Source organism: Bacillus sp. 7894-2 (assembly GCF_002272225.1).
GTDB lineage: Bacteria > Bacillota > Bacilli > Bacillales > Cytobacillaceae > Cytobacillus.
Window position 1 is genome coordinate 82179 of record NZ_NPDG01000015.1, and the last position, 15158, is coordinate 97336.

Below are 15158 nucleotides of genomic sequence, written 5' to 3' on the forward strand. Positions count from 1 at the left end.
AGAGTTTGTGAATTAGTGATCGAACTATTTTTTAGTAAGAACCTATTGAGGTTTTAAAGACTTTGAACTGTGATTTCTGCCTATCATTGACCGGTGTTTCAATCACTTCTGCGTCATTTCCAGCTGAATTAATAGACAGTTTACATCTATATTACTTTGTAAAAAAGTGTTCCAATCTATCTTAAATGGTTTATAATCTTTAAATGGAGTTGTTTGCATCAGATTAAAAGGAGAATTTAACAGTTATGGATTTTATTATGATATTGAAAGCAATTATATTGGGGTTTGTTGAAGGAATGACAGAGTTTGCCCCAGTGTCATCAACAGGACATATGATTATTGTCGATGATATGTGGCTTAATACAAAAGAGTTTTTATCTAAATATGAAGCCAATACCTTTAAAGTCGTTATTCAGCTCGGTTCCATTTTAGCGGTTGTGATCATTTTTAGAGATCGGTTCATTGAAATGCTCGGTCTTGGGGGACGAGGTAAAAGCTCTGAAGAAACACAAAGCCGCCTAAAACTATCTCAAGTAATTGTCGGGTTAATTCCTGCAGGGATTCTTGGCGTTTTGTTTGAGGATTATATTGATGAACATCTGTTTTCAACTGAGACTGTACTGATTGGTTTGGTTATTGGTGCATTTCTAATGATTTTTGCTGATATTTTTGGAGGCAAAAACCCGAAAACAGTATCGGTTGATCAAATCACCTATAAACAGGCTTTATCTATCGGATTGATACAGTGTTTCTCCCTTTGGCCTGGTTTCTCGCGTTCAGGCTCCACCATTTCCGGCGGCGTGCTGCTTGGCCTTTCACACCGGGCTGCAGCTGATTTTACTTTTATCATGGCTGTGCCGATCATGGCCGGTGCAAGTTTTCTTTCATTAATCAAGAATCTTGATTACTTTTCAGTCGAGGCGCTTCCGTTCTTTATTGCAGGATTCATCAGTGCATTTGTTTTTGCCTTAATTTCGATCCGCTTCTTCTTGAAAATTATCGGCAAGATTAAACTGATTCCTTTTGCCATTTACAGGATTGTACTGGCGGGGGTTATCTATTTCGTATTTCTATAAAAATGAACCCGGGCTCTGGTGGCCCGGGTTTCTGTTTGTTTGGAGGTTCGGACTCTGCCTGCTGGATTTCCCCTTTATGTGTTAGAAGTTGCTCCGGGTTCGGACTCAAATTCCGGGATTTTCGCTTTTTGTGTCCGAAGTTGCCTCAGGTTCGGACTCAAACTCACTGATTTTGGCTTTTTGTGTCCGAAGTGGCTTTAGGTTCGGACTCTGAACCCGGGATTTTCCCTTTTTGTGTCTGAAGTTGCCACAGGTTTGGACTCAGATTCCCTGATTATTGCTTTTTGTGTGCGAAGCAGCTCTAGATTCGGACACATCGGGCTGAATTTCCCCTATTTATGTCCGATCCAACAAGCTCATATCAAAACACATTTTTAAAAAAGCTGATAATTAACCGCGGTATCCACAGTATGGTCCGAATAAAGAATTCCACAACAATTGAATCGAGGATCTCGTCAAAGATTTCGCGCAGCCATCCCGTTTTTCGTTTTTCTTTCTTTTTAATGAATTTTCTATTTGCCATCCTCATCCTCTGTCTCCTTTACCTCATCCACAATGCGTTCAGCTGCTTTGCGGTACAAGTTGCTCATGTGAACCAGTGAAGATGCCAGCAGGACTTTTTCGAGCTGGGATGGCTTCCCTTTATTTAGTTCTGCCGCCCTGCCCGCCTGATTTTCCAGATCATTCATAAATGCATCTGTATTCCGCTTTGCCAAATCGAGATAAAGCTGATAAAAATGGTCCAGATCCAACTTTCCTTCTGCCGTCCTCGAGTTGATGCCATCCAGCAGGCTTTTAATGTCGTTTATAGACAGAGCCCCTTTTAGCTGATAGATAAAAGCAATTAATATAAGGTGCTCCTTTGAGTATTTTTTATTTTTAACAGGAAAAAACAACTTTCCTTTTGCATAGTTATTTATCATTGTCTTGGTCAGCACTTTTTCCTCTTCATTTCTCGTCGTGCTGCCAAAAGTATTTTCAAATAGCTGGATTACCTGATCCATGTATAGGTCAATCTGCGGTATATCTTCCAATTGAATTTGGTTATCCGCCATGAGCTTTTTCAATTCCATACAATCCCTCAAACCCCTCATTTGTCGTTATATAAATTCTACTTAAAAAAACGCAGATTGTAAATATTGACTATGTGTTGTTTTGTATATATTATAATAAGTAGTTATTAAAACTATATGAAAGAACATTAGGAGGAGATATAATGAATTCGTACATCCGGGAGCCCATCAACGGACTAACCCATTTAGCAGGGGCCATTCTATCCTTTGCCGGATTGCTTGCTATGGTGATCAAAGCCTCGCTGACAACCTCTTCACCGATTGCCATTACGGCTGTTGCTATTTTTGGAATCAGTTTGATGCTTCTTTATTCAGCATCTGCTGCCTATCATATGGTCGTCGCTAAAGATAAAGTCATTGCCTTTTTAAGAAAGCTTGATCATTCTATGATTTATGTACTGATTGCAGGTTCATATACACCTTTTTGCCTCATCACTTTAAATGGTGTGACTGGCTGGGTTTTATTTGGAATAGTTACAGTTGTTGCTTTGTCAGGCATTCTGTTTAAAATGATATGGTTCAACTGTCCGCGCTGGCTTTCTACAGCGTTATACATTGCCTTGGGATGGATTATCGTTTTCGCCTTCTCTCCTCTTTCTGAATCTTTAAGCTCAGCAGGTGTTATGCTGCTTTTGCTCGGAGGCATCCTTTACACAATCGGCGGAGTGATTTATGCTGTTAAACCAAAATTCCTCGAATTTAATTCAATGGGTTTTCATGAGATTTTTCATATTTTCATCATGATGGGAAGCATGACACATTTTCTTTGTGTGTTCATGTATGTGATTTAAAAGCGGACGCAGATCAGTCCGCCTTTTTTATTTACTTCCTTCAATATCCTTTAAAACAGCTTCCAGTTTTCCATTAGAAAATCTGATCATATTTTTGTAGATGTTCATGATAGATTCAGCATAATTTGTACCGGGTACTGCCCATTTGCCGTTCAATTCCTTCCATAGCTTAGCCGAACCTCTTTTCACCAGGCTGAAACGCGGATCCACTACCGTGTATTTGGAAGGCAGGGGCTGTGTCGAAGCGTAGGCATATAAATGCTGCAGATGTGCCAGTACGCCTTCCTCCTGTGTGGGAAAGCTTGCTCCTGACGCACCGTTCCCTGTAGCGCCGAGTCCTGCAAAATTATTCTTGCCTGGTTTAACATCACCGGTAAATCGGAGGAAGTTGGTTTCATGCATGGCCTGTGCAAAAGCTACATCCCCTCTGATTCCGTAATATTCTCCAAAAGCTGAATAGAATGAACCTAAATTTGGGGCATTCGGGTTTGTCTGTTTTGCATATTGATTCATATGCTCAGCTGACAAATGAGTTGCCCCGAGAATGGAATAGCCTCTGGGTTCAGAAGGAACTGCCGGCGGAGCGTCAGACTGTACATAGGCATCACTTATTCCTGCTTTTTTTACTGCTTCCAGCTGTTTTTCTGCATTTTCCTTTGTAGTGAAAGCCCCGGCTTGTACACGGTACCAGACCTTGCCAGATATTTCAGCAATGGCTATAACCGATTCAATGCCCTTGTTTTTTAGAAGGGCGGCCCTGTCCTCAGCATTTTTTCTATTTGTAAATGACCCGGCGATCACTCTGTACAGATTACTGGGATCGGCTGGCTTCGGCGGCTTTGGCGGAACAGCTGTTTTTGCTTTTAGGTTAAAGGCTTTAACGATTCCATTAACATGTCCCTGTGCCACTCTTTGTCTCCATATCGGATCTTTCATTAAAGCGGCATCAGCAGAATTATCAATAAACCCATTTTCTGTTAACATGGCTGGCATGGAAGATTCACGCAGCACATGGAAGTCTGCCTTCTTCTTCCCTCTATCAATAAGGTTATTCAGCTTTATAACTTCAGCATGAATACTATTCTGATAAATGGCGGTCTGCGAAGAGCTGTTTAAGCTGTTATGAATAAAATCTTCATACCCCCTCGCTGCTCCATTTGCTGCATTGCAGTGAATGGACAGATAAAAATCAGCCCCCCAGCTATTCGCTTCAGATGTTCTTTGGCTCAAACTTTTAGTTGTATCGTTTTCACGGCTCATTTTTACTTCTACATTCTGATAACCTGCAACTAAGATGTTTTTTATATTTTTTGCGATATCAAGCGCAATATCCTTTTCTCTTATTCCATTTCCCAGAGCACCCGGATCCGTCCCTCCGTGTCCAGGGTCTAAATAAAGCTTCATCGTATTCACTCCTTAATATGTTATTTCCAAGGCCTGAAGCTTTCCTTTTCATTATTAGTCAATTTTATCGCAGTCTAACGGGCAGTAAGAACCCCACTGATTGAAGTTTCACTTTATACAGCAAGTACTTGCCAATACTATTCTATGTTTACATGCAGAAATGGCTTGTACCTTTGACCTGCTCATACTACTGCCAGTCTGAAAACATATAAATAATGGAATATGCAGGATATTTTCGGGGATGAAATTAACGAGTTTTATATACATCCAATATAAAATAAAAAGCAGGCCTGATTTGGACTGCTTTTCCTGTAAGTTCTAAAAGGTTAAGAAACGGAAATTATAAAGAGTATGAAACGATAGCCTCAAATTCACCCTCAAGTGAGTACATGGTTACGGGTGCCGGCAGGATGAGGTGGTCGCCTGTTTTCAGATTGTATCGATTTTTATTTATGATTAAACTCCCATTACCGTTTATAATACTGATTAGCAGAAATGGTACTTCTTTTTTCATTTCAGCATACTCTTGTATTTCCCATTTGCAAACAGTGAAGTTTTCAGTTTCCAAGAACTTTATAAACCGGTTTTTGCCCTTTTTAACATACTCCGGCTGAAGCTCAGGCAAATAGTGAGGTACAGAAATCACCTCAATAGCCTGTCTCAAATGAAGTTCGCGCTTCTTTCCATTGCCGTCTATTCTGTCATAATCATAGAGTCTATATGTGGTATCCGAACTCTGCTGAATCTCCAGGATGAGGGTCCCCTTCCCTAAAGCATGAACAGTCCCGCTGGGAACATATATAAAATCCCCTTTCTTAATTGGGATTTTATTCAGCAGTTCACCCCATTCCCCTTTTTCGATTAAACTTGTTAGCTCTTCTCTAGTTTGGGCGTTGTGGCCTAAGATGATATTAGCATTCTCTATACAGTCCAGGACGTACCAGCATTCATTTTTACCAAACATATCAGTTCCATGCTTTTGTGCATATTCGTCATCAGGATGAACTTGAACAGATAAATCTGAATTGGCATCAAGCAGTTTTACAAGCAACGGAAAATCTTGTGCATGATGATTACCAAATAATTCACGGTGGTCCCTCCAGAGTTCACTAAGCTTCTTCCCAGTAAACTTTCCCGATAACACTGTGCTTTCGCCATGTGCATGTCCGGATATTGCCCAGCATTCACCTGTTTTTTCTGAAATAATGTTATAGCCAAATATATTTTTAAGAGCTGTACCTCCCCAGATCCTTTCTTGGAAAACAGGCTCTAAAAATATTGGCTGTTCCACAAAGTCACTCCTTAATTAGTTTTATATACTTTTAATATATGTTTATTAAGGAATAAAGGTCTGGACATGTTAATCAGACTAATTTCATTGCTTTTAAAAATTATTTTAAATTCAGACCAAATTTTTTCCGGTCTATAGGCGGGATTCTCACTCGATATATTCATTTCAGCCGTATGCTAATGGTGGAACTAATTTTTCGGGGAGTGAAAAATCATGGGTTTGTGCGGAAAAAAAAATAAAGACTTTGAAAGGCATGATTTTTGCCATGAGCATGATTATGACTGTGATTGTCATATAAAACCGGAATGGGATGAGGGGAAACACCGGAAAAATTTCTATGAAAATTGTGTTGAAGAGGTTTTGGAAGCCATTTTCAGAGCGCAGAAAAAAGCGGGTATGGATGATGACTGCAGGAGTTCCTGCCGGGAATCCATTGATGACCTTATGGGGGGGCATAAGAAGCCAAGAAAGAATACAATTCCTTTCCTGTTATACTGCGGAAACTGTGAACCATTCAAAGCCACAGGTGTAACCACGTTCACTAATCATTCTAAGGAAAAAAAATTTGCTTGTATCACATCATTCATTTTTAGAATAAAAGAATTTGATGGCAAATGCGCTGTATTGGAACTGTTGACATTCAAGCAATGTAAATCTTCTAAAGACCCATTTAAAACACATACAAAAGATTTCTGTTCCCCTTGCAGCCAAATCGACTGTGAAAACGTAGAAGATCTTATTCCTACAGGCATCTGCATTAATGTGGATCTTTCCTGTTTTTGTGCTGTTACCTGTCTGCCTGCCGTCCGCTTATAAAAGTTTCATTCTCATCCTAATTTAAACAGCCAACCAAAAAAGGTACACCCTTGTGACATGGTGCACCTTTTTTGGTTTCTTAGAGTATTATCCTCCAAATGCCTCCAGTACATCCTCTACCTCTTTTAAATCAACCTCATCTGGAATTGACGCATGAAGAATCTTTTCTTTAACTGCTAGCTTTTGGACTGGAACATAGCCTGATTGCATCATTTTTTTAATTTCATTAATTTCTGCAAGTATGATGTCGCTGTTCGTATTTTTAGGATGGAGATAGCTGTTTAAAGCGGATAGGACTAAATGGATCAGTGTATTGTTATTGGAATGGTAATCGACCTGTTCCTGAATTTTCTGTGAGACTTTTATTGAATTGCCGGTTTTTACATCAATAAAATGATCCGGGAGTGTTAAGGCTGTTTTATTCGCATAGTCGGTATATGTTCTCAACTTTTCCATCATCCTTAACCTCTGTTTGAAATGGAATGATTACTTTCTTTTTCCCTTTTAAGCTGATTCATCTTTGCAAGAATCATAAGACCAAGGACATTTAATTTTTCCATGTTTTCAGGAAAAGTCAATTCAATTGGCCTTCCTCTATCCGACCATTTTGCGGCAGCTTCCTGAATTTGCTTTTGGGCGAGTTTGGCTGCTCCTCCTACAGCGATATATCGGACAGCCCCTTTAATCTCTGATGAACTGCTCCTTACCCGATCAAAATGTTCCAGGTATTTGATTGCCATCGACTTTAACTGCGGCAAAATGTATTTGCTTATATCCTTCCTGACCCCTGCAAATGGCTCCACATACCATCCTGAAGGTCCTTCTGCCAATTTCTCCTCCAGTTCGGCACGGGAGTCAAACCGGTACATTTCCTTTTTACTCACTCTTTGAATGATATGATCCAGAAACTGGTTGATCCCGAACGGCTCCCCCTCTACAGATGCAACAGGCTTATTATTTTTTATTCCCACAAAATCGACTGAGTCGCCTCCAAGGTCGCCAATGATGATTCCTTTTTGTGATTCTTTAACAAGCTCTTCATTCTTAATGCCCAAGGTTTCCTGATCTCTGGTTAACCCCAGATAGGCACACGCACCTTCAGCACCGACAATCACATCATTTATGGTGATTTTAACGGTTAACTCCTTTGGTTCTGAAAGCCCGGGTACTTTATGAAAAATGATTGTATGTGTTCCAGCCAGTTTGTCTTTAAGGCGGGTTTTTCTCTCTTTATACTGTGTAGTTGGAAGAGATACAGCTAATTGATCAATAGAATAGGTGATTTCTGTTTCTTCGGGGTGTTGAAGTGCAGCATGGTAGCCTGCAAGACCAAATAACAGCAGATAGGTTCTGTCTTCATCAACTTTCTGGTTATTGAAAGCAGTCAGGCTTACGTCCCGCTGTTTAGCCGCTCCCTTGCCGATATAGAATATTTCTCTTCGATCTACAACAGCCTTGCTCTTTACCTCCACAATTAAGTTATCTTCAAACACGATATCATCGTCATCATATGGCTTTTCGTAAAATTCCGCATCAAATAAAGCAATAGCATTGGGAATCTGATATTCTGACAAAATACCATTTTCAGAAGCTAATGCCTTATACCAGCTGTTTCCTATATCAACAGCAAGAAAATTGTGTCTATCCATTTTCTCCTCACTCCTCCTTTTGAATCTTATGCGTGATAGGAGTCCAATTGTGCCCGTACCCTTTCACATTTATCCGCCATTGCATCAACAATAGAAATTTCCATGTTTGTCCAATGCATTCATATAAGGATTTGCATAATATATCTTGAAGTAAATTTAATAAGGAGGAACAACATTGAAAAAAGAAAATAAATGCGTAGATCTTAATGTGTCTGCTAATGTGGGAGATTGTGCTTATTCCCCTGGATCCACTCCTATTGCAGACGCAGGTGAAGCCATCATTAGAGTGCCTGTTGAACTTGCTGTTTTAAATATTAGGACAAACCTCGCAGCTAAAATTAAATTTCCGGAGCCAGTCCTGGAAATTAAAGATATTAAAAAGAGAGTTCAAATCGTCCAGTGCAAACTCCTTCTGCCTGGTGTTGCAGCAGGAACGGATCCTTTTGTAGAAGGCTCTTATCATTTATTCATTAAAGGATATGTACGAAAAAATATTCAATATGCTGCACCTTGCTACAATTCAGGTGTTTGCGTGAACTCAGAGATGCGTTCACTGACAACTGATGTGCCTTTTGAATGTGTCGTCGAAATTGCAGAGGGAGATTTTGATAGAACTCCACAGCTTCCTTTCCAGAACGCACGTGCAGAATTTGATTTCTTCAGACAGCAGGACCTTGGACATGGCTATCCTGAAAAAGATCACTTCCTATCAAGCGATCTTTCCCAGTTCCATCAGGACAGCAGCCAATTCTACAATCAAATGCCATATTGCGAGCTGATCTCCAGCAGAATTACTGAATGGGATGAAGCACTTGACCGCAAGCCATTCCACAACAATGCCAACTGGCAGGAAGGAACATTTGAAACCATCTCTGAAAAAATGTTCCTGCAGTTTACTGTGAAAGTTCTTCAAAACCAACAAGTCAGAGTAACAGCACTTTAATACAACGAGTGGCAATATCTGTTCCTTTTTGGGACAGGTATTGCTTTTTTATTTTTACTAGCATCATATTCAAAAGCCCATAAAATGACATTCACCTACCAAATTTCCCGTACCCATTTTTTGGTTTTGCAGTTCTCTTTTTTTACATAGGTATGCGCCCAAACATAGACGATTATCATGCATAGGATGTGATTATCATGATTTCAGGAGGAGCCCAAATGTCTGAAGAAAATAAAGATCGAGATAAAGCGGAATGCCAGGTTTCTGCTCAGAACTGTGATTGTGAAAGCACCCCTCATCATCCTCATGTCAATATTGGCAAAATTACGGCAAAGGTCCCTGTCGTTCTGGCTGAGCTATCTCTAAAAGTAAATGTAAATGCCCTTATTACCTTTCCGGAACCTGTTCTGGAAATTAAAGATATCAAGAAAACAGTAAAGTTAACACAATGCCGGCTGTTATTGCCTGCTGATCAGCTTTTTATTAAAGGCTTTGTGCGCAAGAATATTCAGTATGCCACCCCCTGTCCTGACATTGAAATGCATACAGATAAAACGGTAGCTTCTGATATTCATTCTTATACAGTTGATGTTCCGTTCCAATGTGTGACAGAAATAAAAAAATTTCTTACCTGTCCGGTGATGCCTGAATTGAATCACCGGCAGGAATTTGATTTCCTTGTATCCAAGCCTGTGCCGCGGGGGTACCCGGAGAAAGATGAGTTACAATCGAGTGATCTTTCTCAGTTTCATCAGAAAAGTGTGCAGCATTATAATGAATTGCCATTTTGTGAACTGATTTCAAGCAGAATAATTGAATGGGATGAAGCGATTGACCGCCGTCCTCTGCCTAACCGCTCACCGATCGGAGAAGGAGTATTTACCAAGGTAGAGGAAAAAATGGTTATAGACTTACTCATTAAAGTTTTGCAAAAACAGCAAATCCGTGTTTCTTCAACCACCAATGATCACGATGACTGCTTCGATTGTGAATAAAGTCAGCAGTCTGTTTTCCGATGAATGATTAGCTTTTACTATTTGACGTAAGGAGGGGACCGGTGGGGATGCTCTGCAATTGCAGCACCTTCCTATGTATATGAGTGATATGAGAAGTGCCTATAACCGGATTTACCGGATCGATGCAGATACTGGAAATCCGATGGAACAGCAGCAATTTTTCTTTTATACAGGAAACAATTCAAATAGTCAAGAACCAGCTGAAGCTGTAGATGAAAAGGAATCTAAAAAAGATCAAAAGGCAGCCTGGAACTCTTTTAACCGCGGAAAAACTAAGTCGTTACCGCTTATTTTACCGCCTCCATCAGTTGAATCGAACCTTATTACCAAAACCAGTGCACTATCAGAAGAATCTGCTGAAAAGGAAAATAAGGAGGAGGAGAGTGTACCTCCTAAAGGCAAAAACGAAATGACTAAGCCGAAAAAATTCAGACTTCCGGCGCAGCTGAATGACATGCTGACGCCCTTTTCTCCAATGCTGAGCTGGTCCCCTTCTTTACCCAGCAGATACTCAAATCAGCCTGCATTCACCAAGAGCCATTTACCTGGCGGGTCTGATGAGAAAGATTCATCCCGGCCGGATGCAGAAACAAAACTGAACGAATTTATGCCAGCCGAAAAAATTCCCGGTCAAGCAGACAATCATGAAACCATAGTAGTTGAGCAAAAGGCTGAAATGCAAGAATACAAATCTTCTATTAAGGATCCGGAAGAAACTGATTTGACACAGGAATTCCTTAGCATGCTTGATGACGTCATGATGACCGATACAAATGAAGATACAGAATTGAACAGCAGCATGCCTAAAGCAGCTAATAAAGAATCTGAGTCTGCTATTTTATTGGAGGATGAGTTTGCCGAGATGCTCGGCGAGTCTTCCTCCATAGAAAATGGATTTGACTATTTTCAGAGCAAACAGGATGAAGAATTTGCACTGATTTTAGAAGCTGGCTCTGACAAGAGTGAATCTTCTGCCCGTGAAACTGTCAATCATGTAAAGTGCGAAGAATCTTCATCCGAAAGAGAGCATCCTATCTTGGAAGAAGCAAAGGATGGTGACTCTGAAGATCATTGGCAAAACAATTATAATGAAGAGTCGTCCAGCTATGAAGGCGAGTTCTCACTTCTTCTGAAAAAAGCCTGCAGCATCCTGGATAAGGAGTGTGAAGACACTCCCCCGCTTCAGGAAAAGTTCCTTGCACTGCTGGATGAATCTTCTGATCACACTATTAGCAGTCATGACTTTTTGCAGGAAGAATTATTTATGGAGAGTGAATGTGAAGAATCTGAATCGTCAGCCAATCCAGAAGAAGCAACATATAAGGAAGTTTCATCATTGCTTGAATACTTCTCAGCTATGCTGCAGGGTGTTATTTTAAGCGAATCACCTGAATATGAAGAAGAAGAGTCAATAAACGAAACTGAAGAAAGCGTGAATCCTGTCTCTGATGAAAGTGAAGGTTCAGAGGAGTTAAGTGATGACCTGTTTGAGCTGCTGGAGGAATCATCCTCAAGCAGCAGTCTTATGGATGAAGAAGAACCTGCGCCATGCTGCAGTAAATGTTTCTGGAATGGACTTCAAGTCAAGCTTCCTGTCTTAATAGGAAAAGCGGACCTGGACATTACAATATTCGATTGCTTGACGGTGCCTATTAAGAATGGTCACATTTCAAAAATAAAATGGTCAGTGGAATCTTTGCAATGCTCTGCCATTTTGCCTTTAAAAACAATTTTCATCAAAGGTACCCTAATGGCAGACATCCTTTTTGAAACTCATAATAAGCTGCAAAACATAAGGATGCCCCTTTCTATAGATAAAACCATAGAGCTGGAGTGGATTTCCCCTCCTCAGATGCCAGCTTCGTCTAATAAAAAGGAGTTTATGTTTATTCACGAAAACAGACTGGATCATCATTTCGAATATTTCCAGCAATTCACAGAGGAAATCACCTGTAAATTGAAGAGTATTCGTGTTCTCTGGCATGGGAATGCAGAAGATCATCCCGGTCTTGAAATCATGGGCAAAGCCTTGCTGTCTATGGATTTTTTTCAGGAGCAAATCGTACAAATGTAAAGAGGGTATCTACTGAAGATACCCTCTCATTCATTACCAGGAAAACCCGATTATTGGTCTCCCCCGCCGTTTGCCAATTGACGCTGAGTTAATCTTACTAGCAAATTAACTTCTGCTTTTTCAGTAATCTTGTCAAATCTGCCCCATTTATCAAAATCGCTCAGAATATCCATTTGAGTAACGGAAGCATTTAGAAGTTTACACTTGATTGGCTCATTCAAGAACTCAAATGTGAAGGAGCCAAAGCTGCATCTGTCTGCACCCATGCCATTTTTTGCAAGCTCTCTGATTTCGTTGGAATTGCTGTTCTTATTGCTGAATTCCCAATCAATTTCAGGAAGGGTGTTTACCAGGGAGTAGCACTTAAATGGAACGTTGACACTGTAGTCTTTCACATAGCCTTCACAATCATCAACATATTGAATGTTCTTGTGAATATACCCTTCTACATAAAGCTTTACAGATGTTGGAGGTGTTTCAGGGAAGCCTTCCGGGATAACAGGTACAGCTTTACATTGTGTCAGATATACATTCTTTCGGATTTGTTTAATTTCTGTGGCATATGAAGGAAGATAAATATCTGCTTCAGTTAATGTCTGAATTGGAACATCTCCAAGAATTATTGTCTGCTCTACTCCGCCTGTATTTTGCGGATCTCCTACATCACAAAAATGAGTATGCGATTTAGCCGTGTCACACTTCGGTAATGGAGGACATTTGTCGCTGCTTCCACAGCCGTACGAATGGTTTTTCTTCATATTCTACACTCCTACTTTTTGTTTTTAGCCAACAGAATCCGAAGCTTTCCAAAATAAAAAAGCTTGTTTTTCTATGGCTTACTATTTTATATGCGGCTGGACGCAACAAGGAGTGGACAAGTTGAGGATGGCATTTATATCATTTTTTATAAAAAATGAAAAACTGTACTAATAACTACTCTTTACAGCTTACACTCCAATTAATGGCAAATAGATCTCTGTCTATATGTGCATCCTTTTTGGATTCTTCACATAATTCAACTGCCTGCTTTAAAAGTGATTGATGATTATCAGAATTACAAGAACAGCCGCCGTCATAGTTAGGTATTTCTTCATATTTTTAGTTCCTCCGCATTTATTTTCAAATTTATGGCATATTTTCTGATATAATGGTATTAAAATTATGCAAATATTCTAACAGAAATTCATTTTATGGCAGACGAGGCGATTTATTTGCTGATATTCTTTAAGATTGCTGTGTGGATCATTGTCGCTTGTCTTGGGTTTTATGTTATTTCTGTCTGGCTTTGGGAAAAGAAAGTAAAAGAAAAAATGTCCGTCATTCGTAAAACCTGGTATATTCTTTATGTACTGGGTGCAGTAATTTATTGGACAAATGAGCCGGAAACCATTTTTGATCACTGGCAGAATTACCTGATTGTCGCGATTATATTTGCTCTTGTCGATGCTTTTGTTTTTCTTGGATCTTATTTGAAACGAGTCGGAAATAATGAACTGGCCACTGACACAAGAGATTTGCTTGAAGAAAACAGCGACCTGTTAAACTCACATATGAATAAGCTGAAATCGTTTCAATATTTATTGAGAAATGAACCGATTGACATTTATTATGGAAATGAAGAAGCTTATCTTGCAGGAATCGAAAAGCTTTTGGCTGACTTTGCGGAAAAAGTCGATATGAAGGCATCGTTATGCAGGTTTTCAACACAGGAAGAGAAAGACTATCTCCTTGAGCACTACACCGATAAAGCCTTGATTCATAGCCGGCTAAACCGCAGGGAAGTTTATTATGATGCGGAAGAAAAGCTGGCACTAATCCCTTTTTCTATTTTCGAAGAGGATTATATCATTAAAGTGACCTCCGGCCGTTTTGTAACCGAATTCGACTATTTGCTATTCACTTCACTCATATCAATATACGACCTAATGCTCCCTGCCGAACAGGAGGACGAAGACCATGAAGGAACCAGCGGATAAGAAAAAGAAATTACCGCGAATACATGCTGACAGCACCATGAAAACATTGCAGAAAAAATCCCGGATCAGCCTGCCGGGATTTGAAGTCAGCCCGCATACCGAAAGAATCTTGAAAGAGAATAAAAGATTAATAAGCGTTTATACCAAAAAGAAGACTTGAGTATACTATTTTGCGGGGAAGGAGTTTGCTTTCGCGCCAATCCTGATATTTTCCTCTGCAGATGAAAATAAGTTAATCTTTCAATTTAGAAAAAGGCTGACTCAAATCTATCATTCGAGTCAGCCTTTCATTTTTTCGGTCAGGATCTATCAATAATTTCATTAAGTTTCACTTTATCAATTCAAAGAATTAATTTCTTTCTGAAGGAAAGCTTTTCCGTACTCATATAACTGAAAATCAATTTCATTCTTCTGTTCGATCAGCTTTCTGACTTCTGCTGGAACCTGTGCCATTTTCGGACGTGTTCTAGTTACATTGTGCTTATGATTATAAGGGACATTCCATCCAAGCTTCTTTCTCATAATAGCCAATGACTCATTAAAACGCTCCGTTATTCCGACCATCAAAAAGTGTTCCTCGATATTTTTTTTTGCTTTTTCTATTGATGGAGTGCCATCACCGGAAATCATTTTTGTTTGTAAGTTATATATTCCATCTTGAATAATTCCATCTTCATCCATAATAAATTCCTTTAAATTTAAAGAATTAGCTTGTTTATATAAAGGGTGTCTAGGGTTCTCCCTTAAAAAATAATAATAGGAAATGACACGGTCTACAGGATGTCGAAGCATGGTAATATACTGAACAGGGTGCGATATAGCTTCATGAAGCCCAAATCGAAAATGGCCCTGTACCCACTTTACCGAAGATAGTTCTGACTGCGGAGTTCCCTTTAGTTTGTTATAAGCGTCCTGATATCCAGCATAATATGAACGGATTTGATGAATATTATACTGATTTTCAATTGTTTTCCTCATGGAGGTGCCAGCTGTTTTTGGTATGTGGATAAATATTATCACTTTCTCATCTCCCCTAATTCATTCATACA

The 15158-nt window shown here is 39.6% G+C and carries 16 protein-coding genes; 8 read left to right on the forward strand and 8 right to left on the reverse strand.

The features are described from left to right. Nucleotides 1–245 precede the first annotated feature (245 nt). Nucleotides 246–1076: an undecaprenyl-diphosphate phosphatase gene (locus CHI10_RS03405; protein WP_095242921.1), complete on the forward strand. Its 831-nt coding sequence runs from the start codon at nucleotides 246–248 to the stop codon at nucleotides 1074–1076. A 361-nt stretch (nucleotides 1077–1437) separates the two neighbouring features. On the opposite strand, the gene CHI10_RS22210 is transcribed toward CHI10_RS03405, so the two are convergent. After that, nucleotides 1438–1599 carry a hypothetical protein gene (locus CHI10_RS22210; RefSeq protein WP_179288940.1) on the reverse strand — a complete coding sequence of 54 codons (162 nt, stop codon included), beginning with the start codon at nucleotides 1597–1599 and terminating at the stop codon, nucleotides 1438–1440. Then, nucleotides 1589–2149 (reverse strand): DUF1836 domain-containing protein, encoded by a 561-nt coding sequence (locus tag CHI10_RS03410; protein WP_095242922.1) that lies wholly within the window; start codon nucleotides 2147–2149, stop codon nucleotides 1589–1591. Before CHI10_RS03410 ends, CHI10_RS22210 begins: the two co-directional genes overlap by 11 nt. 143 nt (nucleotides 2150–2292) lie before the next feature. On the opposite strand from CHI10_RS03410, the gene trhA reads away from it, so the two are divergent. Next, the gene (trhA, locus tag CHI10_RS03415) at nucleotides 2293–2940 is read left to right on the forward strand and encodes a PAQR family membrane homeostasis protein TrhA (protein WP_095242923.1); all 648 of its coding nucleotides are present in this window, start codon (nucleotides 2293–2295) and stop codon (nucleotides 2938–2940) included. Between the two features lie 27 nt (nucleotides 2941–2967). Here trhA and CHI10_RS03420 read toward each other — a convergent pair whose 3' ends face one another. Then, nucleotides 2968–4344 carry an N-acetylmuramoyl-L-alanine amidase gene (locus CHI10_RS03420; protein WP_095242924.1) on the reverse strand — a complete coding sequence of 459 codons (1377 nt, stop codon included), beginning with the start codon at nucleotides 4342–4344 and terminating at the stop codon, nucleotides 2968–2970. 340 nt (nucleotides 4345–4684) lie between these two features. Next, nucleotides 4685–5635 carry a mannose-6-phosphate isomerase, class I gene (gene manA, locus CHI10_RS03425; RefSeq protein WP_095242925.1) on the reverse strand — a complete coding sequence of 317 codons (951 nt, stop codon included), beginning with the start codon at nucleotides 5633–5635 and terminating at the stop codon, nucleotides 4685–4687. Between the two features lie 213 nt (nucleotides 5636–5848). Here manA and CHI10_RS03430 point away from each other — a divergent pair, with 213 nt between their 5' ends. Beyond that, nucleotides 5849–6451: a CotY/CotZ family spore coat protein gene (locus CHI10_RS03430; RefSeq protein WP_095242926.1), complete on the forward strand. Its 603-nt coding sequence runs from the start codon at nucleotides 5849–5851 to the stop codon at nucleotides 6449–6451. A gap of 87 nt (nucleotides 6452–6538) precedes the next feature. On the opposite strand, the gene CHI10_RS03435 is transcribed toward CHI10_RS03430, so the two are convergent. Further along, nucleotides 6539–6910 (reverse strand): hypothetical protein, encoded by a 372-nt coding sequence (locus tag CHI10_RS03435; RefSeq protein WP_179288941.1) that lies wholly within the window; start codon nucleotides 6908–6910, stop codon nucleotides 6539–6541. Between the two features lie 2 nt (nucleotides 6911–6912). Then, nucleotides 6913–8100, reverse strand: coding sequence for a ParM/StbA family protein (locus tag CHI10_RS03440; RefSeq protein WP_095242927.1), 1188 nt, complete (start codon nucleotides 8098–8100; stop codon nucleotides 6913–6915). 175 nt (nucleotides 8101–8275) lie between these two features. Between CHI10_RS03440 and CHI10_RS03445 the strand changes: the two genes are divergently transcribed. From CHI10_RS03445 to CHI10_RS03455, 3 genes are all read left to right on the forward strand, one after another. Beyond that, a complete protein-coding gene (locus CHI10_RS03445) occupies nucleotides 8276–9043 on the forward strand; it encodes a CsxC family protein (protein ID WP_095242928.1) in 768 nt (255 codons plus the stop codon). 218 nt (nucleotides 9044–9261) lie between these two features. Further along, nucleotides 9262–10038 (forward strand): CsxC family protein, encoded by a 777-nt coding sequence (locus CHI10_RS03450; protein ID WP_095242929.1) that lies wholly within the window; start codon nucleotides 9262–9264, stop codon nucleotides 10036–10038. A gap of 79 nt (nucleotides 10039–10117) precedes the next feature. Continuing rightward, complete coding sequence (locus CHI10_RS03455) at nucleotides 10118–12133, forward strand: hypothetical protein (protein WP_095242930.1); 2016 nt, start codon at nucleotides 10118–10120, stop codon at nucleotides 12131–12133. 50 nt (nucleotides 12134–12183) lie between these two features. Here the strand turns inward: CHI10_RS03455 and CHI10_RS03460 are convergent, their stop codons facing one another. Then, nucleotides 12184–12891, reverse strand: coding sequence for a CsxC family protein (locus CHI10_RS03460; protein WP_095242931.1), 708 nt, complete (start codon nucleotides 12889–12891; stop codon nucleotides 12184–12186). A 453-nt stretch (nucleotides 12892–13344) separates the two neighbouring features. Here CHI10_RS03460 and CHI10_RS03465 point away from each other — a divergent pair, with 453 nt between their 5' ends. Together CHI10_RS03465 and CHI10_RS03470 are read left to right on the forward strand one after the other, a co-directional pair. Further along, entirely contained in the window at nucleotides 13345–14109 is a 765-nt protein-coding gene (locus CHI10_RS03465) for a type II toxin-antitoxin system SpoIISA family toxin (protein WP_095242972.1), read from the forward strand. Beyond that, nucleotides 14090–14269 carry a type II toxin-antitoxin system SpoIISB family antitoxin gene (locus tag CHI10_RS03470; RefSeq protein ID WP_095242932.1) on the forward strand — a complete coding sequence of 60 codons (180 nt, stop codon included), beginning with the start codon at nucleotides 14090–14092 and terminating at the stop codon, nucleotides 14267–14269. The genes CHI10_RS03465 and CHI10_RS03470 overlap by 20 nt, the downstream gene beginning before the upstream one ends. Nucleotides 14270–14445: 176 nt before the next feature. Here CHI10_RS03470 and CHI10_RS03475 read toward each other — a convergent pair whose 3' ends face one another. Beyond that, entirely contained in the window at nucleotides 14446–15129 is a 684-nt protein-coding gene (locus CHI10_RS03475; protein ID WP_179288942.1) for a sulfotransferase family 2 domain-containing protein, read from the reverse strand. Between the last annotated feature and the right edge of the window lie 29 nt (nucleotides 15130–15158).

Bases quoted from the DNA above. Each gene is read 5' to 3' on its own strand.
- CHI10_RS03420 (WP_095242924.1), bottom strand. From the start codon at position 4,344: ATGAAGCTTTATTTAGACCCTGGACACGGAGGGACGGATCCGGGTGCT.
- CHI10_RS03470 (WP_095242932.1), top strand. From the start codon at position 14,090: ATGAAGGAACCAGCGGATAAGAAAAAGAAATTACCGCGAATACATGCT.
- CHI10_RS03460 (WP_095242931.1), bottom strand. From the start codon at position 12,891: ATGAAGAAAAACCATTCGTACGGCTGTGGAAGCAGCGACAAATGTCCT.
- CHI10_RS03440 (WP_095242927.1), bottom strand. From the start codon at position 8,100: ATGGATAGACACAATTTTCTTGCTGTTGATATAGGAAACAGCTGGTAT.
- CHI10_RS03430 (WP_095242926.1), top strand. From the start codon at position 5,849: ATGGGTTTGTGCGGAAAAAAAAATAAAGACTTTGAAAGGCATGATTTT.
- CHI10_RS03405 (WP_095242921.1), top strand. From the start codon at position 246: ATGGATTTTATTATGATATTGAAAGCAATTATATTGGGGTTTGTTGAA.
- CHI10_RS03410 (WP_095242922.1), bottom strand. From the start codon at position 2,149: ATGGAATTGAAAAAGCTCATGGCGGATAACCAAATTCAATTGGAAGAT.
- trhA (WP_095242923.1), top strand. From the start codon at position 2,293: ATGAATTCGTACATCCGGGAGCCCATCAACGGACTAACCCATTTAGCA.
- CHI10_RS03435 (WP_179288941.1), bottom strand. From the start codon at position 6,910: ATGATGGAAAAGTTGAGAACATATACCGACTATGCGAATAAAACAGCC.
- CHI10_RS22210 (WP_179288940.1), bottom strand. From the start codon at position 1,599: ATGGCAAATAGAAAATTCATTAAAAAGAAAGAAAAACGAAAAACGGGA.
- CHI10_RS03450 (WP_095242929.1), top strand. From the start codon at position 9,262: ATGTCTGAAGAAAATAAAGATCGAGATAAAGCGGAATGCCAGGTTTCT.